This window comes from uncultured Roseibium sp. (assembly GCF_963675095.2).
Classification (GTDB): domain Bacteria; phylum Pseudomonadota; class Alphaproteobacteria; order Rhizobiales; family Stappiaceae; genus Roseibium.
Genome location: NZ_CAXXSJ010000028.1, coordinates 247,624 through 267,254 on the forward strand (window position 1 = coordinate 247,624; position 19,631 = coordinate 267,254).

The 19,631-nt window shown below is 60.5% G+C and carries 24 protein-coding genes; 13 read left to right on the plus strand and 11 right to left on the minus strand.

The features are described from left to right. Nucleotides 1-62 precede the first annotated feature (62 nt). The gene (locus ABIN98_RS10855; protein ID WP_346909864.1) at nt 63-521 is read right to left on the minus strand and encodes an iron-sulfur cluster assembly scaffold protein; all 459 of its coding nucleotides are present in this window, start codon (nt 519-521) and stop codon (nt 63-65) included. A 303-nt stretch (nt 522-824) separates the two neighbouring features. Between ABIN98_RS10855 and folE the strand changes: the two genes are divergently transcribed. Next, nucleotides 825-1,460, plus strand: a complete 636-nt coding sequence (gene folE / locus ABIN98_RS10860) for a GTP cyclohydrolase I FolE (protein ID WP_346909968.1) — start codon at nt 825-827, stop codon at nt 1,458-1,460. A 302-nt stretch (nt 1,461-1,762) separates the two neighbouring features. Further along, nucleotides 1,763-2,215 carry a phosphoribosyl-AMP cyclohydrolase gene (hisI, locus tag ABIN98_RS10865; protein WP_346909865.1) on the plus strand — a complete coding sequence of 151 codons (453 nt, stop codon included), beginning with the start codon at nt 1,763-1,765 and terminating at the stop codon, nt 2,213-2,215. 199 nt (nt 2,216-2,414) lie between these two features. Here the strand turns inward: hisI and ABIN98_RS10870 are convergent, their stop codons facing one another. Both ABIN98_RS10870 and ABIN98_RS10875 read right to left on the minus strand, forming a co-directional pair. Continuing rightward, nucleotides 2,415-2,846 carry a CBS domain-containing protein gene (locus tag ABIN98_RS10870; RefSeq protein ID WP_346909867.1) on the minus strand — a complete coding sequence of 144 codons (432 nt, stop codon included), beginning with the start codon at nt 2,844-2,846 and terminating at the stop codon, nt 2,415-2,417. Between the two features lie 104 nt (nt 2,847-2,950). Next, nucleotides 2,951-3,718 (minus strand): rhomboid family intramembrane serine protease, encoded by a 768-nt coding sequence (locus tag ABIN98_RS10875; RefSeq protein WP_346909869.1) that lies wholly within the window; start codon nt 3,716-3,718, stop codon nt 2,951-2,953. 479 nt (nt 3,719-4,197) lie between these two features. On the opposite strand from ABIN98_RS10875, the gene ABIN98_RS10880 reads away from it, so the two are divergent. From ABIN98_RS10880 to ABIN98_RS10890, 3 genes are all read left to right on the plus strand, one after another. Then, nucleotides 4,198-4,842 (plus strand): PAS domain-containing protein, encoded by a 645-nt coding sequence (locus ABIN98_RS10880; RefSeq protein WP_346909871.1) that lies wholly within the window; start codon nt 4,198-4,200, stop codon nt 4,840-4,842. Nucleotides 4,843-4,968: 126 nt separating this feature from the next. Next, a complete protein-coding gene (locus ABIN98_RS10885) occupies nt 4,969-5,598 on the plus strand; it encodes a PilZ domain-containing protein (protein ID WP_346909873.1) in 630 nt (209 codons plus the stop codon). A gap of 585 nt (nt 5,599-6,183) precedes the next feature. Beyond that, on the plus strand, nt 6,184-6,705 hold the full coding sequence (locus ABIN98_RS10890; protein ID WP_346909875.1) for a transglutaminase-like cysteine peptidase: 522 nt from the start codon (nt 6,184-6,186) through the stop codon (nt 6,703-6,705). A 208-nt stretch (nt 6,706-6,913) separates the two neighbouring features. Here ABIN98_RS10890 and ABIN98_RS10895 read toward each other — a convergent pair whose 3' ends face one another. Together ABIN98_RS10895 and ABIN98_RS10900 are read right to left on the minus strand one after the other, a co-directional pair. Continuing rightward, nucleotides 6,914-7,441, minus strand: a complete 528-nt coding sequence (locus tag ABIN98_RS10895) for a gamma carbonic anhydrase family protein (RefSeq protein ID WP_346909877.1) — start codon at nt 7,439-7,441, stop codon at nt 6,914-6,916. Between the two features lie 31 nt (nt 7,442-7,472). Beyond that, on the minus strand, nt 7,473-7,799 hold the full coding sequence (locus ABIN98_RS10900) for a DUF6949 family protein (protein ID WP_346909879.1): 327 nt from the start codon (nt 7,797-7,799) through the stop codon (nt 7,473-7,475). A 235-nt stretch (nt 7,800-8,034) separates the two neighbouring features. Here ABIN98_RS10900 and ABIN98_RS10905 point away from each other — a divergent pair, with 235 nt between their 5' ends. Further along, nucleotides 8,035-8,757 carry a hypothetical protein gene (locus ABIN98_RS10905; RefSeq protein ID WP_346909881.1) on the plus strand — a complete coding sequence of 241 codons (723 nt, stop codon included), beginning with the start codon at nt 8,035-8,037 and terminating at the stop codon, nt 8,755-8,757. Between the two features lie 20 nt (nt 8,758-8,777). On the opposite strand, the gene ABIN98_RS10910 is transcribed toward ABIN98_RS10905, so the two are convergent. Both ABIN98_RS10910 and cysE read right to left on the minus strand, forming a co-directional pair. After that, nucleotides 8,778-8,993 carry a DUF3126 family protein gene (locus tag ABIN98_RS10910; protein WP_190292886.1) on the minus strand — a complete coding sequence of 72 codons (216 nt, stop codon included), beginning with the start codon at nt 8,991-8,993 and terminating at the stop codon, nt 8,778-8,780. Between the two features lie 78 nt (nt 8,994-9,071). Then, nucleotides 9,072-9,932: a serine O-acetyltransferase gene (gene cysE, locus ABIN98_RS10915; protein ID WP_346909883.1), complete on the minus strand. Its 861-nt coding sequence runs from the start codon at nt 9,930-9,932 to the stop codon at nt 9,072-9,074. Nucleotides 9,933-10,070: 138 nt separating this feature from the next. Between cysE and ABIN98_RS10920 the strand changes: the two genes are divergently transcribed. After that, nucleotides 10,071-10,889 carry an enoyl-CoA hydratase gene (locus ABIN98_RS10920; protein WP_346909885.1) on the plus strand — a complete coding sequence of 273 codons (819 nt, stop codon included), beginning with the start codon at nt 10,071-10,073 and terminating at the stop codon, nt 10,887-10,889. Between the two features lie 281 nt (nt 10,890-11,170). Here ABIN98_RS10920 and ABIN98_RS10925 read toward each other — a convergent pair whose 3' ends face one another. Both ABIN98_RS10925 and ABIN98_RS10930 read right to left on the minus strand, forming a co-directional pair. Continuing rightward, a complete protein-coding gene (locus ABIN98_RS10925) occupies nt 11,171-12,055 on the minus strand; it encodes an alpha/beta hydrolase (RefSeq protein ID WP_346909887.1) in 885 nt (294 codons plus the stop codon). After that, a complete protein-coding gene (locus ABIN98_RS10930) occupies nt 12,052-12,807 on the minus strand; it encodes an alpha/beta hydrolase (RefSeq protein ID WP_346909889.1) in 756 nt (251 codons plus the stop codon). Before ABIN98_RS10930 ends, ABIN98_RS10925 begins: the two co-directional genes overlap by 4 nt. Nucleotides 12,808-13,041: 234 nt before the next feature. Here ABIN98_RS10930 and ABIN98_RS10935 point away from each other — a divergent pair, with 234 nt between their 5' ends. The 6 genes from ABIN98_RS10935 to ABIN98_RS10960 all read left to right on the plus strand — a co-directional run bounded on the left by ABIN98_RS10935 (nt 13,042) and on the right by ABIN98_RS10960 (nt 17,220). Continuing rightward, complete coding sequence (locus tag ABIN98_RS10935) at nt 13,042-13,287, plus strand: zinc-finger domain-containing protein (RefSeq protein ID WP_346894849.1); 246 nt, start codon at nt 13,042-13,044, stop codon at nt 13,285-13,287. Nucleotides 13,288-13,309: 22 nt separating this feature from the next. Further along, entirely contained in the window at nt 13,310-14,494 is a 1,185-nt protein-coding gene (locus ABIN98_RS10940) for an FAD-dependent monooxygenase (RefSeq protein WP_346909891.1), read from the plus strand. A gap of 145 nt (nt 14,495-14,639) precedes the next feature. Beyond that, the gene (locus ABIN98_RS10945) at nt 14,640-15,386 is read left to right on the plus strand and encodes a molybdopterin-binding protein (protein ID WP_346909893.1); all 747 of its coding nucleotides are present in this window, start codon (nt 14,640-14,642) and stop codon (nt 15,384-15,386) included. 14 nt (nt 15,387-15,400) lie between these two features. Further along, nucleotides 15,401-15,910, plus strand: coding sequence for a xanthine phosphoribosyltransferase (gpt, locus tag ABIN98_RS10950; protein WP_346909895.1), 510 nt, complete (start codon nt 15,401-15,403; stop codon nt 15,908-15,910). Between the two features lie 89 nt (nt 15,911-15,999). Then, on the plus strand, nt 16,000-16,359 hold the full coding sequence (locus ABIN98_RS10955; protein WP_346909897.1) for a hypothetical protein: 360 nt from the start codon (nt 16,000-16,002) through the stop codon (nt 16,357-16,359). Nucleotides 16,360-16,464: 105 nt separating this feature from the next. Further along, entirely contained in the window at nt 16,465-17,220 is a 756-nt protein-coding gene (locus tag ABIN98_RS10960; RefSeq protein WP_346909899.1) for a L,D-transpeptidase, read from the plus strand. A gap of 37 nt (nt 17,221-17,257) precedes the next feature. On the opposite strand, the gene sfsA is transcribed toward ABIN98_RS10960, so the two are convergent. Both sfsA and ABIN98_RS10970 read right to left on the minus strand, forming a co-directional pair. Beyond that, nucleotides 17,258-17,962: a DNA/RNA nuclease SfsA gene (gene sfsA / locus ABIN98_RS10965; RefSeq protein ID WP_346909901.1), complete on the minus strand. Its 705-nt coding sequence runs from the start codon at nt 17,960-17,962 to the stop codon at nt 17,258-17,260. Nucleotides 17,963-18,052: 90 nt separating this feature from the next. Beyond that, on the minus strand, nt 18,053-19,498 hold the full coding sequence (locus ABIN98_RS10970) for a TrkH family potassium uptake protein (RefSeq protein WP_346909903.1): 1,446 nt from the start codon (nt 19,496-19,498) through the stop codon (nt 18,053-18,055). Between the last annotated feature and the right edge of the window lie 133 nt (nt 19,499-19,631).

The window sequence follows — 19,631 nt, forward strand, 5'->3', positions numbered from 1 at the left end:
TGATCTTACAACAAACATCCTATCGAGGCCCGTCGACATTTTTTTCGCAGGTCTTTCCCGGGTCAGGCCACGGTCTCCGCACTGGACCCCGCATGTTCTGCCTCGATCTGATCCAGCGCATCGACGATGGCGTCAAAGACCAGCATGGTGGAGGCATGGCGGGCCTTGTATTCGCGCACCGGCTCCAGGAATTTCAGGTCCTCGAACCGGCCCGTGGGCGGCTCGCCGCCGTCCTTCAGCATGGCCCGCATGGTCTTGCGGACCTCGCGCAGTTCTTCCGGCGCGGCGCCAATGACGTGTTGGGCGACGATCGAAGAAGACGCCTGGCCCAGCGCGCAGGCTTTCACGTCGTGGGCATAATCGGAAACGACACCATCCTTCAGGCAAAGATCCACAATGACCGTGGACCCGCACAACTTGGAATGGGCCTTTGCCGACGCTTGAGGATGCTCCAGACGCCCGATCCGCGGAATGTTTCCCGCGAATTCGAGGATCCTGGCATTGTAGATATCGTCAAGCATTCTCGCCTCTTCGTGAAACCGGGTGATCACTGTCTGCATTGCAGCCCGCACGTCTTTCCCTATATAGATCAGTCGTTGTCGGTTTTCTGCAAGAGCCTGAGTTAATCGCCTTGTAAGTCAGATAGGCGTATCATCCGCTTCAGAACACCGCGGCACAAGCCGGATGTGATCAATTCGACCGTGAACCTGCCCCAGGGCGTCCTTCACGGCCGGGCCATCGGAAATTAAAAGATACGGCGGATTGATCCGCTCTGCCGGGAAAAGCGTATGACGGGTAACCAGGGCAAGGTAGCGAGAATCGAAATGGACGCAGTCCTCAAGCAAGTCGGAAAGAAATTCGAGCGCAAGGCTCCCGATCAGCTCAAGCGTCCGAGCCGCGAGGAAGCGGAAGCCGCCGTGCGGACGCTTCTTGCCTGGACCGGCGACGATCCGGAGCGCGAAGGGTTGCTGGACACGCCAAAACGGGTCGTCAAGGCCTTTGAGCAGCTCTATGCCGGTTATTTTGAAGATCCCTTCTCCCATCTGGAGCGGGTGTTCGAGGATGTGGGCGGCTACCAGGACATCGTCATGGTGCGCGGCATCCCTTTCAATTCCTTCTGCGAACACCACATGCTGCCGTTCATCGGCCAGGCCCATATCGCTTATTATCCGGCGGACGGCGTCGTCGGCCTGTCCAAGCTGGCGCGCGTGGTCGACATCTTTGCCAAGCGGCTGCAGACACAGGAACACTTGACCTCGCAAATCGCTTCCGCCATTGACGACACGATCGCACCGCGCGGCCTTGCCGTCATGCTCGAGGCCGAGCATCAGTGCATGACCATGCGCGGGGTGCAGAAACAGGGTGTGTCCACCATCACCACCCAGTTCACCGGAGTTTTCCAGGACGAGCCGGCCGAGCAGGCCAAGTTCATGAGCCTGGTCCGCGGCGGGAGCCGGTAACAGCCCCCGCCCTATTTAGGGTACGGACCCATAAAATTCTGTTTTCAGGTCGATCAGGAAATAGCTGTATCCAAGGCGCAGAAATCGCAGAAAGCCCGGCAGGTTTTTAAGATTTTGCAACGCAGGAGGCGGCTATTTCCTGATCGATCCGAAGGACGCCTATCCGGCTGCGGAAAGCCGCGTCAAAGCCTTTGCACCATGCACACACATGGTTCTGCAGGCTTTTTCTCACTTTCCTTTGCCGGATTGACGCCTGAAAGCGGAATTTTGTGGGTCCGTACCCTATGCGAGGGAATTTACCTGTGTGCACGTCCATTTTCGCCGAGCGCGGCGACAAGACCGAAATCGAGACCGGCGCGGTTCTCCAGCCGAAATTCGACGGCGACGGCCTGATTGCCGCCGTGGTGACCGACCATGTCACGGGCGACGTGCTGATGGTCGGCTACATGAATGCCGAAGCCTTGCGCCGGACCATCGAGACCGGCGAAGCTTGGTACTGGAGCCGGTCCCGTCAGGGCTACTGGAAAAAAGGCGAAACCTCCGGCCAGATCCAGCATGTGAAGGAAATCCGCACCGACTGCGATCAGGACGCCATCTGGCTCAAGGTCGAGGTCGCCGGCAACGGTGCCACCTGCCACACCGGTTTCAATTCCTGCTTCTTCCGCAAGATCGTCCGGGAGGACGATGGCAGTTTCCGTCTGGAACGGGTGGAAAAAGACCGCGTCTACGACCCGAAGGACGTCTACGGCGCGTAAGAGATAAGACACCGGCCATGAGGTGAGTGGGGGAAACTCCCAAGATAAACGGCCGGCTAAAGAAGGCACCCCCGAGCCTCATGTTCCCTTCTCCCCCTCAAGGGGGGAGACAGGAGCAAGGGGCATGGACCTCATAAATACGCAACGGAGTCGCTGGCGGCCCTGCCAGAACCAGGCGCTCGAACGAAACGTTAGCCCCCTACGCCATGGTGATGTAGGTCCGCATGTGTTCGGCTTCCATCTCGACCTGGGCGATCCTGTATTTGACCGCGTCGCCGATGGAAATCAGACCCACCACCTTGCCATCCCTGAGGACCGGAACATGGCGGAACCGGCCCGAGGTCATCTTGGACATGACGTCCATGATCGCGTCCTCTTCACCGCAGGTGACGACAGAGGTAGTCATGACGCTTGAAGCCGGCATATCGAGTGAAGCCGGACCCTTGGCCGCCAGCATCTTGACGATATCGCGTTCGGAAATGATGCCTTCGATGTGATTGGCCGCATCGGTCACCAGGATGGCACCGATCCCCTTTTCCGCGAGCGTAGTGCAAATATCGCGCAGCGGCGTCGTCCCGCGTGCCGTAATCACGTCGTGTCCTTTGTCTTGCAAGATAATGCCAACGGTCATTTGCCAACTCCTCCCGTATCGTCGAGGGGACACCGACGTGCGGCATCCGGTCGGGTATCATGACAAATTATTCGAGCGAGGCAAAGTGTCGCAGTTCAGGAATGTTAATACCGTCTGCGCGGCACGGGATCGATCAGGGGAAAAAGGAGCAGTCCGGCCAGAAAACCGCCGATATGCGCCTCCCAGGCAATTGTGCCCGCGCCACCGGCCATGGGCATATTGATCTGGCCGAACAGAAAGTTCATCCCGAACCAGACACCTAAGAAGGCGACCACGGACCTGTTGGAGAAGGACTGCAGCAACGGAGCCGCGGGCACCCGGAATGCCGCATCGTCCGTCCGCCGGATCACGCCAGCGGGGCCGCCCAGCTCGAACACGAACCGAGCTGCGGCCGCCATGTGCCCGGAAATCGCGGCAGAAGCCCCGATCATCGGTGCTTGCCCGTCGAAATGGGTGGCCAGATGCATCGCCGCGCCGCCAGCAGCACAAAGTGCCGAGAAGAGCAGGAACCGCAGAGCCCCGAACCGGCGTGCGACCGCACTTCCGAAAACGATCATCCACAGCATGTTGAAGGCAATGTGGGTAACACCGCCGTGCAGAAACGCATAGGTAACGAAGGTCCAGACATCGGCGGCAAGTCCACCGGGAGCCGCTCCCGTCGCCAGAACTTCCGGCTGGTAGCGCAGCGGCCAGAAAGCGAAATAGATGATGATGTCATTGTTCAGCGGCGTGGAGAACACGTAGGTCTGCAGCACGAACAGGACGATCATGATCCCGGCGAGCCAGACCACCACCTTGGGCAGGTTGAAGGCCGGCTCGGGCCCTCGCTCTTCGGGCTCGCCGCGTCCGGGTTCGAAAACGTGTTGGTTCATCTCGGGCCTTCTCTGTGACGCCGCCAACATGCACGTCAAATGAGGGCGATGGCAAGGCATGCGGAGACAAACCCCGCGCGGGGCGGTCCAGCGTCCCAAAAGAAAACGCCTGCCACCGGTTTCGGTGACAGGCGTTTGTGCCAACATGACGATGGCTGGTCGCGTCCCCACGCTCCCCCGGAGCAACCTTTAAGGAAACTCCACCGGTCAGGCCCTCAAGGGGCCAGCCCCCAAATGCAGCCCCGATTGCCTAACGCAATATTAAGGTGCCGAAGTCCCGCCCTCTTGGCAACGATAAGCAATCGTTAACCTTAATTAAGTGTGACGCACACCCATTTCGCCGGTTTTGCGCCATTTGGCACGCCCTCTGCTTAACAGGACCCAAACACGGAGACAGAAGCGAAGGTGTCCCGATTTCGGACAGGCGGTCGTAACCCGCTCGATTTCGGCACCGCTCTTTAAGACAGGGGCATAGTCAGATGAAGAACGGCGTAACCAAAACACTCTACAAGTACTGGGACGATCTGCGCGGAACGCGTCCTGCCCCCAACCGCAGCGAAATCGATCCCGGCCGGATTCGGTCGCTCTTGGGCGATACGTTCATCCTCGAAGTGAATTCGCCTCATGACGTGCGCTACCGGCTCGCCGGAACGCGCCTATGCTCGGCACACTGCCGGGAACTGAAAGGCCGCAATTTCCTGCGCGGCTGGAGCGAGAAGGATCGCGAGGCTCTCGCCAGCCTGATTGCCGCCATCACCGAGGATGCGGCCGCTGCCGTCATCGGAGTGGCCGGCCACACCGAACGGGAGCAGCAACTGCATATGGAAATGCTGCTTCTGCCGCTGAATGTTCCCGGCGAAGGCCGCATCCGGATCCTGGGCTCCTCCACCCCGATGGAACGCCCCTACTGGCTCGGTCTGCATCCCATTTTGAACCAGTCGATCACCAGCCTGCGTCTTGTCTGGCCGGATGAGCGGCCGTATTTCCTCAAGCCCGGCGAAGGCGTCAATCCCATCCTGCCGCGCTTTACCGCGGAAGGCATGAATCTGCCGCATTCCAGCCTTCCCCAAGGTGCTGAACGCCAGGTAGGACACCTGACGGTCTATTCGGGCGGAAAATCGTAAGCGGAAGTAGCGGCGCCTTACATATCGTTAACCCCACGCCCGTAAACTGCGATTCCTTGGGACGTGTGCGATGACGCCCGTTCCCGGAATACGTGTCAGGCGTAGGGGCAAACGGGTATTAGACGCATGGGCGCCGGATTGGCTACAGCAACCGATGGAAGCAGAACGCTTCAGGCAACGGACCGGCGTCGGCATCAGCGTGTATCCGTAAATATTCTCGGCCGTTTCATGCTTGAAGACCGGCGCGAATATCCGTGCCAGGTCATCGACATGTCGCCCGGCGGCATGGCCATGATCACACCCGTTTCCGGTCGCGTCGGCGAACGGGTCGTTGCCTATCTCGACCACCTGAGCCGCGTGGAAGGCCGGATTGCACGCCTCTTCGACGGCGGCTTTGCGGTCGAACTGCGCAATACGCCGCGCAAGCGTGACAAGATTGCCAATGTCCTGACCTGGCTCGCCAACCGCGACGAGCTCAATCTGCCCGAAGACCGCCGGCACGATCGCTTCGTTCCCAAGAACCCGATCACCAAGATCGTCCTGCCGGACGGTTCGGAACACATGTGCCGGATCATCGACGTGTCCCTTTCCGGTGCGGCTCTTGCCACCGACGTTCAGCCGGAGCCCGGCGACAGCATCGCACTTGGCAAGATGCGCGCCCGTGTCGTTCGCCGCATCGAAGGCGGCATCGCCGTGGAGTTCGCGGCCATCCAGAACCGGGAACTGCTGGAACATCATATTTCCAGTGGCGACTGACCGGTCCGGGTCTTTCTTCTCTCTTACATTGTAAGCGGCTCAGCAGCTGAACAACCAGCGGAGCTGCTCCGGCTTCCACCATGCCTGCACCTTTAAATCTGCCGTAAAGGAAACCGGAAGGGTATTCCCTTCGGGATTTGGTAACCTTGCGTGCACCTGGCAGCGAATTTTCTCTCAGAAAAACATCCCGGAAAACACCCTGTTTCACCTTAGCGGAACAGCTGGTTACTGGCGCCCGGGACATCGCATTGATGGTCCGAGGCCAGATCTCCACCTTCCTGTTTCCGGTGATTTCCTCTTTTCTTCAGAGACTTGCAGAAGATAGGAACAATTTTACTCAACTAAGAAGCAAATTAAATTCAAAGTAGATTACACATTTACTAAAGTAATGATCAAATCCAACTAAAGTTTTATTCTTGATTTATATTTTAAATTCTCAAGAAATAAAATCGCATCTGTCATTGTTACGTCAGCCTTGGGGAGGGCGTTACAATGAAATTACATCAGAAGTACACTTATATACCTGCAGTTCTTCTTTTAACCGCAGTGACCTCATGGACAGCAGAGGCCTCGCCGAGCCGTTTCATGGCCATGGACACCGTCGTCAAAGCGCCAGTCGGGCATGTGCAGTTCTGTAGGGAGAACCGCAGTGAATGCCAGGGCGGCACCAACGCGCCGGTCGTGGTCAAGCTGACGGAAGAAAGATGGAATGAGCTGATCGCGCTGAACCACAAGATCAACAGCCGGATCAGGCCGGTGACCGATGAAGAGAATTTCGGGAAGCCGGAATACTGGACTTATCCGGTGAACGGTTCGGGCGATTGCGAGGAATACGTCCTCGAAAAACAGCGCGAACTCATTGCCGCAGGCTGGCCGAGAAGCGCGCTTCTGATCACGGTCGCCAAGGACGTGAAGAATGCCGGCCACGCAGTGCTGACCGTGCGCACCGATCAGGGGGACATGATCCTCGACAACCAGATCGAAGCGGTCCTGCCCTGGTATTCCACGCCGTACAGATACATCAAGCGCCAGTCCACGCGCGCTCCGGCGAAATGGACAGGTATCGCGGACACGCGGGTCACGACGGTGAGTAGCGTGAGCGAATAAGCCTGGCACGGCGCTTCGGCCCGACGGGCTTGCCCGACGCCAGGAAATAGAAATTGGAGGATTGCCCTTCGGGGCAACGGGAAGATCCGGTCGCGTCCCCACCCTCCCCATCCCTACCACGACCGGGTCCAGGGAGTCGGCTAGCCCCCGCAAGCCGGCTCCCGTCCTTTTTCGGTCGCCTCCGGGCGATATTCGAGGGTACAGCCGGTCAGACCGGCGAAAGTCCCGCCTTGAACCGCTGCCAATTGCGCACATAGCCTGCGGCGGATTTCGTGATGCCCTCGGCCGCCTCCGCATCCAGCTGGCGGATCACCTTTCCCGGCATGCCGACGACCAGGGAATTGTCCGGAATCACCTTGCCTTCGCCGATGAGGGCATTAGCACCGATAATGCAATTCTCGCCGATCACCGCGCCGTTCAGGATCGTTGCCCCCATGCCCACCAGCGAGTTCCGCTTGATGGTACAGCCGTGCAGGATCGCCTTGTGGCCGATCGTGCAATCGGGTCCGATGGTAAGCGGGGAGCCCATGTCGGTGTGAAACACGCTGCCGTCCTGGACGTTCGAGCGTTCCCCGATATGGATCAGCTCATTGTCGCCGCGCAGCACCGCACCGAACCAGACGCTCGCATCCCGGTCGAGCCGAACACGTCCGATCACATCGGCATCCGGAGCGACCCAGTAGCGGTCGTCGTCTGGAAATTCCGGTTGAACGCCCTCCAGGCTGTAAATCGGCATTGCGTTTCCCCTCCCTTTTGCTTCGTGCCGGTTAGAACTTGCCGGCAATGCTCAAGGCGCACTGCATGACCAGAAGGCCAGAGCAGATGCTCCACATGCCGGCGATCGTAGACGAGGCGACCAGCCAGCCGATCGGTCTGCCTTCGATTCGGCGGCCGCGAATGGCATTGCGCATGATGATGAAGGGACCGGCAAGTACACACACACCGATGGCGGCGATCGTGCCAATCACGCTATCCACGGCAAAATTGAAACGCGGCGGCTGATCGGTCACCAACTGGTAAAAGCTGCCAATTACGCCTGCTGAGACAAACCCCGCACAACCAATGTACAGCGCGACGAAAAGCTGGAACAACACAACATTAACCCTTTGTTAACTTTTACAAGCTGAAGCTGCTTTAGAATTTGTTAAGGGTCAAGTGCAAGCGCCGTGCCGTTTTGAGTCTCGGCCAGCCCTCCTGCCAATCCGGACAGAAATCCTGGCCCATGCTGGAAATGATGAGCGATATCCCATCCCGTTTCGGGACAGCCGTCTCCCATCGAGACGGTTCAGGCACATGGTCCGGCCAATATGAAACGCCGGGAGCCGGTCGTTGACCGTGCTTGTGCTCCCCGCCTCGAGCGGCGTCAGCCCGCGGTATTTCACCTATTTGACGGCCGCCATGGCAGTGCTGGCCCTGGTATACGTGTTGTATCTGGCCGCCCGCTGGACGGGATACTGGAATGGGGACATGGAATGGGCTGACGAGCCCGGAAGCCGGACCGTTTTCGTCGGCGGCCAGGCCTTCGAAGTCCCCGTGAACATGATCCGGGCCCCGGCCCAGCGGCTTGGCGTCAAACAAACGGGAGAGCACCTGTCGGCCCTGCATCTGGGCGTGATATGGCCCACCATGTCCGGCTTTAAAAAGGACAAGGCGGACCAGTTCGCGGCCTTCGGAGAAGGCTCCAACGTGGTGCTTCTGGATATCGCCAGGAACGCGCGCGGAGAAACCATGCGCGACAGGCTCGATCCGGTCTACAGACGTTTGGCCAGGGGAAAAGAGGGAGCCGGTCCGGCAGGCCTCAGGGTCCTGACACTTTCAAGCCCGATCGGCGCCCGGGATCAGATTGTCTATGAGCCGGGCAGCGAGACCGGGTTCATCGCCCGTTGCCGTCAATCCCTGAGCGATACGATCGCCATCTGCACCGCACAGCGGGAGCTGTCCGGCGAGCTGCTTTTGACCTACCGCTTCGAAGAGGCGCATCTGGCCAATTGGGGAAGGCTGGAGCGGCGGGCCGTTGAACTGGTCCGCGCGCTCGAAATCAGGAAAAAATAAAAGTCCGGACCGGTAAGTCCTCAGACCTCGTCCAGATCGATCTCAAGGATCGCCATCTGGAAATTCCAGCTCAGGTCCTCGTCCTCGTCGTCACGGAAGATAACGCCGACGAATTCGTCGCCGATGTAAACCTCCGCCGAGTCGTCCTTGCGCGGACGGGCTTTGACCTGAATGCGATCCAGCTCGAATTTCTGTTTCAGATAGGCTTCGAGCTTTCGGATTTCATCGGGTTTCACGTCGCTTCTCCTGCGCAATCAATGAGTGGGTTCTGACGCGGACCCTACAGAACTTTTGCTTCAAGCCAACCGTCTTCGTCAGCTTTCCCCGTCTTCCTTGACGGCAGCCTTGCCGGCATTCTCCGCCTCGATGAGCTGGTCCATCGAACGCGAGGGTTCTGCGCAGCCTGCCTTGCCGACGATCTTTGCCGGCACGCCGGCAACCGTGGTGTTGGGCGGCACCGGGCTGAGAACCACCGACCCGGCAGCAATGCGCGAGCAATGGCCGATCTCCAGATTGCCGAGAACCTTGGCTCCGGCACCGATCAGGACGCCGTTGCGGATCTTCGGATGGCGGTCGCCGCCTTCCTTGCCCGTTCCGCCGAGGGTCACACCCTGCAGGATCGACACATCATCGCCGATCGAGGCCGTGCTGCCGACGACGACGCCGGTGCCGTGGTCGATGAAGATCCCGCGCCCGACGGGAACCGCTGGATGGATATCCACCTGGAAGACTTCCGAAGACCGGCTTTGCAGATAGAGCGCGAAGTCCTCGCGTCCCTGCCGCCACAGCCAGTTGGCGAGCCGGTGGGTCTGAAGCGCATGAAAGCCCTTGAAATAGAGCACCGGCTCCAGCAGCCGGTGGCAGGCCGGGTCGCGATCGTAGACAGAGACGATGTCCACCCGGAAGATTTCCGCAAGCTCGGGCTCGGACGCCAACGCTTCCAGATAGGTCTGCCGGATCAGCGAGGCGGACACGATATCGCGTCCCAGACGATCACCGAGACGGTGGACGACCGCTTCCTCCAGCGTTTCGTGGTTCAACACGGTCTCGTAGACAAACGAAGACAAGGCCGGCTCGCAGGCAACCATGGCCTGGGCCTCTTCCCGAAGCTGACGCCAGACCGGATCGTGAAGCGCCAGATTGGCCGCATTCTGCCGAGGGGACGGGTTCGACATGGCTTGTCTCCTTTTCAAGCCGTAATAAGTGGTTGCCCTAAGATAGGACGCCTGCGGCTAATTCCAAAGTCAAACTTGCCGGAGCTCCTTCAGGCTGGTTTCTTTGCGCTTAATTTTACCCACGTGAAAGTCTTCCTCATGACCGTGACGACAGCCGAAACCACCTCGAAATCATCCGGATCCCTGCGCACGGAAGTGACCTGTTCCACGGGTTGGCTGATCATCGACAACGCGCCGAGGCGCAACGCCATGAGCCTTGCCATGTGGCAGGACATGCCGGCTGCGGTCGATGACCTCGTCCGGAACGATCAAGTCCGCGTGATTGTCGTCCGTGGAGCGGGCGACACCAGTTTCTGTGCTGGGGCGGACATTTCCGAATTCGCCGAAACCCGGTCCGACGGCACAAAAGCGCAAAGCTACGACGCGATCAACGTTGCCGCCTTCAAGGCGCTCAAACACGCGGAGAAACCGGTCATTGCGATGATCCGCGGCCATTGCCTGGGCGGCGGTCTGGGGATCGCGCTTGCCTGCGATCTGCGCATCGCGGCGGAAGGCGCCCTGTTCGCCATTCCCGCCGCCCGCCTCGGCATTGCCTATCCGTTGGAAGCCATCGCCGACATCATCGAGCCGATCGGCCCGTCGGCCGCCAAGCGGCTACTCTTCACCGCGGAACGCATCGACACAGAGACGGCTTTCCGCATCGGCCTGGTGGACGAGGCAGTGACCGAGGACGCCCTCGAGGCCCGCATCGAAAGCCTCGCCCGGACCCTTGGCAACAATGCACCGCTGACCCTGCGCGCGGCCAAGCGCGCGATCAACGCCTTCGCCGCCGGCCGCGAACCGGAAGCTCTCGCCCGGGCCAGGGAAGCAGCTCTGGACTGTTTCGAAAGTGCGGATGTCGTGGAAGGCCGGGACGCCTTTCTGGAAAAACGATCGCCTGTATTTTCCGGAAGTTGAATCCGTTTCTCAACAGCACTTGATTCGATCTTCGAGAAACAGGAATCAAGATCTCAATCCATGCGCGTTAGACCCTGAAAAGACTCGCGTTTTCCACTCCGCATCAACGAAGCCGACGGGCACTCGCGTTGAATCGATTTCTGAGGACCCTGTTAAAAATACGGATAACAAAGGAAGCCGAGGCAAGCCGGCCCCCTCTTGTCGGGAGGAGACCGCCCTATCCGGAGCGCAACTTCCGAAACGCGTCATAAGCCCCTGAATTCAGGCAGTTTCTGGCAGTTTCAAGACGCTTCGGCGTTCCTGAACAGCTTGTCCAGGAACGACTGGACGGCTTCCGCGAAAATATCGTTCCGGTCGCCGGCAACCATATGCCCCGCATTCTTGATGTCGGCGGAATGCGCATGGGGAACCAACTCGATGAATTCCTTCACATGCTCTTCCGAGACGAGTTCGGAATTCCGTCCGCGCACGAGAAGAACTGGCAGTTTCAGATTGGCCGCCGCCTTCAGCATGGTTTTCTGGGTCTCGATCGCATGACCGTTGTCGTTGCCGTGCTTGGCTGCGATGAATTTCGGATCCCAATGCCAGCGGTAACGGCCGTCGTCATGCAGGCGCAGGTTCTTCGACAGGCCCGAAAGATCCTTCGGCCGCTTGCGGTTGGGCAGATAAAGCTCGATGGCATCGGCGGCTTCCTCGACCGTTGCGAAGCCTTCTTCGACCCGCTCGGCCATGAAACCCAGAATCCGGCTGACCCCGCCCAGCTCCATCCGCGGAGTGACATCCACCAGAACAAGAGCAGCCAGGGCGCCGGTCTTGAGGTCGCCCTCCGCCATCATGCCGGCCAGTCCGCCGAGAGAGGCCCCGACCAGGACCGGCCGCGCTCCGTGAAGCGCCGCCACCCGGTCCGCAACCGCGATCAGATCCATGGCATAGTCATGGAATTCATAGTTCCCGGACGGCACCCATGCGCTTTCCCCATGGCCGCGCTGGTCCAGGCAGTAAACCACATGTCCCTGACGGGCGATGCTTTCCGCCGCCGCGTCCCAGGAATGTCGGGTCTGACCGCCACCATGAAGCAGGATAACCGGCTGGCCGCTTTCTCCATACCGGTCCGCGATCAGCTTGTTGCTTTCATTTCCGATGAATTCAACGCGCTCGCCCGTCATGCTTCACTCCCGTCCAGAAAATCCAGAACGCCCTGCTTATAGACCTTGTCGCCGACAGCGACCATGTGATCCCGGTTCGGGATTTCCAGGACCCGCGCATCCTGCATCAAGTCGGCCAGTCGTTGGGGCGACCCGGCGATATCGTCCTTGGTTCCGACCGCAATCAGAGCCGGACGCGTGATACCTGCGACATCGGCTTCGGAAATCTTCTGCCGCGAGGAGCGTATGCAGGCAGCCAGCGCCAGCCGGTCGGATTGAGTCTGGTCCGCAAAGGCCCGAAAAGCCCGGCCCGTGCGGTCGGTCACGTCCTGCAACCGCTCCGCCTCCAAGGCCGACGCGATCGGCTCCGGATCGCCGACACCCGAGATCATGCCGTAGCCCAGTCCACCGAAAATCACCCGGTTGACCCGGTCCGGATGATTGAGCGTCAGGAAGGCGGAAATGCGGGCGCCCATGGAATAGCCCATGACATCCGTCCGCTCGATACGGAGATGATCGAGCAGCTTGCGGGCATCCTCCGCCATGATCGGAGCACCATAGGCGGCAGGGTCGTAGAATTTGCTGCTTTCGCCGTGACCTCGGTTATCGACGGCGATCACCCGACGGCCCGATTTCACCAGAAGATCCACCCAGCCCGGATAGACCCAGTTGATCGTCTTGTTGGAGGCAAACCCGTGAATAAGCAGGATCGGATCGCCTGTACCCTCGTCCAGATAGGCGATATCGAGTCCGTCCAGGTGAAAGTGCGGCATCGTTTGAATTTACTCTTACGTAAAGGGAACCTTATTGCCCGTTAGCTTATGTCCAATGAGGCCGTCCGGTAAAGCCTTCTTCACGCCACTCTCCGGGAAATGCCGCGACAACGGAGACCCATTCCACAGACAGGACAATCGATAATTCCCCTCCCTGCCCCTCTACCCTTTTGCCGAACAAACCAGTATGGTCCGCTGCAAATTGCCCACTCACGAATGGAATGGATTGACCCCATGGCGGATCATGTCGTCCCGCACTTCCAGAACACCAGCGGTCACGATTCGATTGCGATCGGCGCACGTGAATTCATGTGCATCGGCGCAAATCCCCCCTTCGATCATCCGCATGTCTTCCTCGACATGGGGGACAGCGACGAAGTCGTCTGCCCGTATTGCTCCACGCTCTACAAGTACGACGCAACCTTGAAACCTACCGAATCCTCACCGAACGACTGCATCTGGACCCCGGAAGCAGCCTGACCGGAAACCTCCGGCACCCAACATGGACCTTCCAGTCGTCATCGCCGGTGCAGGGATCGGCGGACTAAGTGCGGCCCTGGCGCTCGGCGCCGCAGGGCATGATGTGCTTGTCGTCGAAAGGGCGGGCGAGCTGGCCGAGGTCGGCGCCGGACTGCAGCTGTCGCCCAATGCCTGCCGCGTCCTGGACGATCTCGGCGTCCTGGACCGCCTGATGCCCTATGCGGTCGCGCCCCGCACAATCCGCATCGGGTCCGGCCGCACGGGCCGTGAAATCGCCAGGATCGATCTCGGCGATCGGATCGCGGAGCGCCATGGCGCCCCCTACCTCGTTGTCCACCGCGCCGATCTGCAGAAGACCCTGTTCGACCGCGCCCTGGAACAAGGCAGAATCGAGGTTCGGCTGGGCAGCGAGATCATAGAGGTCGGCGACACGCCCGACGGCATCGTGCAATGCCATGTCCAGACGGGGAACATCCTCTCCCAGATTCCGGCCAAGGCCCTGATCGGTGCCGATGGGGTCTGGTCCAGGATCCGCGGACGGGTCCCCGGTCATAAACAGCCGGAATACACCGGTCTGACGGCCTATCGGGCGACCCTGCCCGCGGAACACGTGGATGAAGACTTGCTCTCCCGTACCGGCCTCTGGCTCGGCCCGAACGCCCATCTGGTTCACTATCCGATCCGTGCAGGCCGGGAATTCAACCTGGTTGCTCTGGTCCCCGAAAGATGGACCGAGGAAGGCTGGTCGGCAACGGCGGACCGCGCCACCCTGCTCGGTCACTTCGGCAATTGGGCCCCGGGCGTAAAAGCCCTGCTGGAAAAGCCGGGTAGCTGGCTCAAATGGGCGCTGTGCGGCGTCGATGCGAACGGTCCCTGGAGCGACGGCAAGATCGCGCTCCTGGGAGATGCCGCTCACGCCATGCTGCCGTTTGCCGCCCAGGGTGCGGCCATGGCGATCGAGGACGCGGCCGTCCTCGCCCATCTCTTCCCGCCATCCGCAACCGATATCCGGGCCGTCTTGAAGGCCTACGAGGCAGCCCGCCGGAAGCGTGTAAAAAAGGTGCAGGAGACGGCCGCCGAAAACGGCCGCATCTATCACCTGAGTGGCCCGATGGCCCTCGGCCGCGACACCGTGATGAAGCTCATGACCGCCGACCGTCTGTCCGCCCGCCAGGACTGGATCTACGGCTGGACCCCGCCGCGCTAGCGCTCCTAGGCCGTATGTGCCGTGGGATTCCCCCAGCGAAACCTTGAGCCGCGCCTCAGTCTGGGCTAAAGGCTTCCCCCAACCAAATTCCGGCCAACGATTTCCGGCCGACAATTTCCGGCCAACAATCTCCGGGGAGGCTGCCATGACGGCGGATAAGGCAGAGGAAGAAGTCACAGCCGGGTTTGTCGTCATCGGCGACGAAATATTATCCGGTCGGACCAAGGACAAGAACATCGGCTTTCTGGCCGACTATCTGACCGCGATCGGCATCGACCTGTGCGAGGTTCGTATCGTGCCCGATGTGACGGAGCGGATCGTCGAGGCCGTCAACGCGCTGCGCAGCCGGTACACCTATGTGTTCACCTCCGGCGGCATCGGCCCGACCCACGACGACATCACCGCCGATAGCATCGCTGAAGCCTTCGGCGTCGGCATCGACGTCGACCCGAGGGCGAAAGCGATCCTCGAAGCGCACTTTCCCGCCGGCCAACTGACCCCGGCAAGGCTGCGCATGGCGCGAATTCCCGATGGCGCGGATCTGATTGCCAATGCCGTTTCCAAGGCGCCGGGTTTCCGGATCGAAAACGTCCACGTAATGGCCGGTGTTCCCTCCATCATGCAGGCGATGCTCGATGCGATCGCGCCGACCCTGAAGACCGGCCGGAAGATGCTGTCGCGCACCGTCGACGCGGACCTGCCCGAAAGCCGGATCGCCGAACGCCTGCGCGACATTCAGAACGCATTTCCCGAAACGCTGATCGGCTCCTATCCGCGGGCGACCGACGGCCGTTTCACCACCCAGATCGTCGTCCGTTCACGGGACGAAACCGTTATGAACCGGGCAGCCGATGCCGTGGCGGACGCGGTCCGCGAGGCTGCCGGACAATAGTTGAAGGAAAACCCATGGAATCCAACCAACAGAACAAAGCCTTCCCGGTCTCCTGGGACATGTTCCACCGGGACGCCCGCGCCCTTGCCTGGCGCCTGTCCGGCCAGGGCGACTGGAAAGCCATCGTATGCATCACCCGTGGCGGCCTCGTTCCGGCGGCTATCGTCGCCCGCGAACTCGGCATCCGCACCATCGAGACCGTGTGCATCGCCTCTTATCACGACTACGAAAACCAGGGCACACTCGAGGTGATCAAGCCGGTCGATCCGAAGGTGGTCGATCTTGAAGAAGGTCAGGGCAGCGGCGTCCTGGTGATCGACGATCTGGTCGACACCGGAAAGACGGCCAAGGTCGTGCGCGAGATGCTGCCCAAGGCCCATTTCGCCACCGTCTACGCCAAACCGATCGGTTGCCCGATGGTCGACACCTTCGTCACCGAAGTGTCCCAGGACACCTGGATCTATTTCCCCTGGGACATGGGCTGGCAGTTCCAGCCGCCGCTGGCAAAAGATTCCGCCGGATAAACCTCACGCGGATTTGATCCGGGTCGATACACAGACTGGCCACAATTGCAGGCCATGCAGACGGCATGCAACGGTCTGGATTGTTCAGTATGGGCAGAATGATAGCGCGGGCACTGACACTGGCCGCGCTGATTGTCATGGCCTGCGGCCCTGTCCTGACCGGCACGCGATCGCTCGATAACGCCGGCACCGCCGCGCTCGTCCAGATGACTCAGTCCTCCGGTGCAATTCATCAAGCCCTGGCCGACGCCCGGCAGAACCATTCGGACAAGACGGCCTCGAGCCGGTGCAAGGGACGAAACTGCCTCCAGCCGGCCCTACATCTGGCGTTTTTGCCGGATGCAAAACGTCCGACACAACAAGCCCCTGGACGTGAACGCGAAGGCAAAGCCGTCAGCGGTGTGACCCTGCGCGTCGCCTCACCGCCTCCAAAGTCTGACGTCTCCTGAACCCATTCGCGCTTCGTGCGTTGAATCTCTCAGCAAAGCTACGGGAAAGTTTCAGAGGCGAAACTACCGCAGCGCCCTCTGACGTCTTTGGAAACAGGCTAGACAATGAATTTTACCCGACGTTCGTTCCTGATCGGAGCCGGAAGCTCCATCCTCGCCGGCTGCTCGACCGCCAATCGGGAACGCATTCCCTATCCGACGCCCGAGCAAATGGCCCGGTATCCGTCCGAATACGGCACCTATCCGACGCAGGGGGCCTACCCTCCCACCCCGGCCAACCCGCGAACCGCGCCCGGCACTGTCCGGCGATATCCGCCCGATGTCCTGCGCATGTATCGCGCCATGCCGGAAGAACGGTTTCCGATACCCGCCGTCGATCTCAGCAAGATCAACCCGCGCTACTATCGTCAGATCGTGAACTACACCAGTCCGGAAACGATCGGCACGATCATCGTCGATACGCCGAACCGCTTCCTCTACCTGACCATGGAAAACGGCAAGGCAATGCGCTACGGCGTCGGCATCGGGCGAGATGGCTTCAGGTGGGGCGGGAAGGCAAGGATCGCGCGCAAGAAGGAATGGCCGACCTGGACGCCGCCTTCGGAAATGATCGCCCGCGAGCCGGATCTGGAGAAGTACCGGAACGGCATGCCGCCGGGCCTCGGCAACCCGCTCGGCGCGCGCGCGCTTTATATTTTCGAGGGCAATCGGGACACGCTGTACCGCATTCACGGGACGGCGGAAGCTTGGTCCATCGGCAACGCGGTGTCTTCAGGCTGCGTCCGCCTGCTCAACCAGGACATCATCGATCTCTACAGCCGCGTTCCCGTCGGCACCAAGATCGTCGTCCGTCAGAATTGATCTGACCACGTAGAATTTGAAACGACGCCGTCCGGGTTCAGTCCAGGATCCGGACGGGCTTGTCGACCTCGATGCCTTCGACGGTTACCGAACAACCGATCGCATAGGCCTCCACACCGGCCTTGCGCGCCGCGTCGAACGCCTGCCCGTAATTCGGGTCGATATCGCGGGCCAGCGACATGCGATCGCAATCGGGCCGCTGCACCAGGAAAACCATGGCCGCCCGGTGACCTTCGGCGACCATGTCCGACATTTCAGCCAGATGCTTGGCGCCACGGGCCGTCACAGAATCGGGAAATTCCGCAAGGCCCGGTTCCCGCATCAGGTGGACGTTCTTCACCTCCACATAGGTGAGACCGCCGTCGGCGCCTTCCAGCAGGATGTCGATCCGCGAGTTCTTGCCGTACTTCACTTCCCGGCGCAGACTGGCAAAGCCGTCGAGTTCCGGCACCATACTGGCCTTCAGCGCATCTTCCACCAGACCGTTGGGATGGGCGGTGTTGATCCCGACCAGCGCGCCGTCCGCCTCGATCACTTCCCAGGAATATTTGAGCTTGCGTTTGGGGTTATCCGATTGCGACAGCCACACCCGGGACCCGGGCTCCTTCAGACCGAGCATCGACCCGGGGTTGGCGCAATGGGCTGTGATTTCCGAGCCGTCCTCATCGAGAAGAACATCGGCCAGGAAGCGCTTGTATCGTTTGACCAGACGGCCGCTGACAAGGGGAGCTGAGAATTTCATGGCATCTGATTAACGCGAGAACAAAAGGGAAACAAGCCTGATTTGTAGAGCTTGGTCGAAAATTTGCGGGTTTGGCTTGAGATGGCTTTCTCAGCGCGACCAGAAATCCGGATCAAACAGAACCAGGACTGTGAACAGTTCCAAGCGACCAAAGAGCATGGCCATGCACAACAGCCACTTCGCATTGTCCGGCAGCGGGGCATAATTACCGGACGGGCCGATGACGGAGCCAAGCCCAGGCCCGACATTGCCGACCGAAGAGGCCGCTGCCGACAGAGCCGTCGTCAAGTCGAGCCCGAAGATGGACAGGCCAAGGGTGACGGCACCGACCGCCCCCATGTAGACGACCAGGAAGGCCAGAACAGAAAAGGACAACTCCGTCGTCAGCCGGGTTCCGCCGTATTCCTCCGACATCACCCGGTTCGGCCTGACCATGCGGCGGAAATGGGCTCTGACCGTTCCGAAGAAGACCAGGAAGCGGAACATCTTGATACCGCCGGTGGTGGACCCGGTGCAGCCGCCGACGAAGCTGAGGATAAGCACGATCCCGACGACCGGCCCGCCCCATTCGGTATAGTCGCCGAGCGCATAACCGGTCCCGGTTACGATCGAAACCACATTGAAGGTCGCCCGGAGCAACGCCTCGCCGAACGAAAACTCCATGGTTGCGCCGAGATAGACCGTTATCACCAGTGAGACGACCGCCAGAAAGCCCACAAGCGCCCGCACCTGGGGATCGCGCCATAAAAGAAGCGGCTGGCCGCGCAAGGCCTGGACAATCAGCACGAACGGCAGGGCACCGATCACCATGAAGAGAATGGCGACCCAGCCCGAGACCGGGTTGGTGTAGTAACCGAAGGATATGTCGTGGGTGGAAAAGCCGCCGGTGGAAATTGTCGTCAGCGCGTGATTGAACGCGTCGAAAAGCTCAAACCCGGTTGCCAGATAGGCAATGATGCACAGGGCGGTCAAAAGCACATAGGCCAGTCCGAGCAGCCGGATCAACTCTATGGACCGGCTGACGACCTTTTCCGACCGGTCCGAAGCCTCGGTCTGGAACAGCTGCATGCCGCCGATCCTGAGAAACGGCAGGAGCACGATCGCCATGACGATGATGCCGATACCGCCGATCCATTGCAGCAGCGAGCGCCAGACGAGAAGCCCCGGCGGCAGCCCGTCCAGGCCCGACAGCACCGTCGCCCCCGTCGTGGTCACACCGGACACGGCCTCGAACACCGCATCCGCATAGCCGATCCCGAGCCACATGAACGGCAGGGCTCCGAGGGCCGGCAGCGTCGCCCAGGCAAGGGTCGTCAGCACGAAGGTCTGGCGGGTGTTCAGCCCCTCCTTTAACGATCCGCTCGCAGCGATCGACAGGAGCATGCCCACGAGACCGGTAAACAGGGCGGAAAACACGAATGCCCGCCAGTCGGCGTTCTTGGCCGCCACATCGACGATGGCAGGCACCAGCATGGCGGTCGCCAGACCGACATAGAGGAACCCCAGCACATTGAGGACTGGCCGCAGCGAGATCAAGAAACGTTCCTACCTGTCCTGCGCGCGACCTGAGATGACGGCCGCCAATGCGCATTCCGATTTCTGAAACTTCCTAGACTGTTTCTGGGACAATGCCAATGGCGAGGGTCGCATACCGAGGAGAGCCAACCGG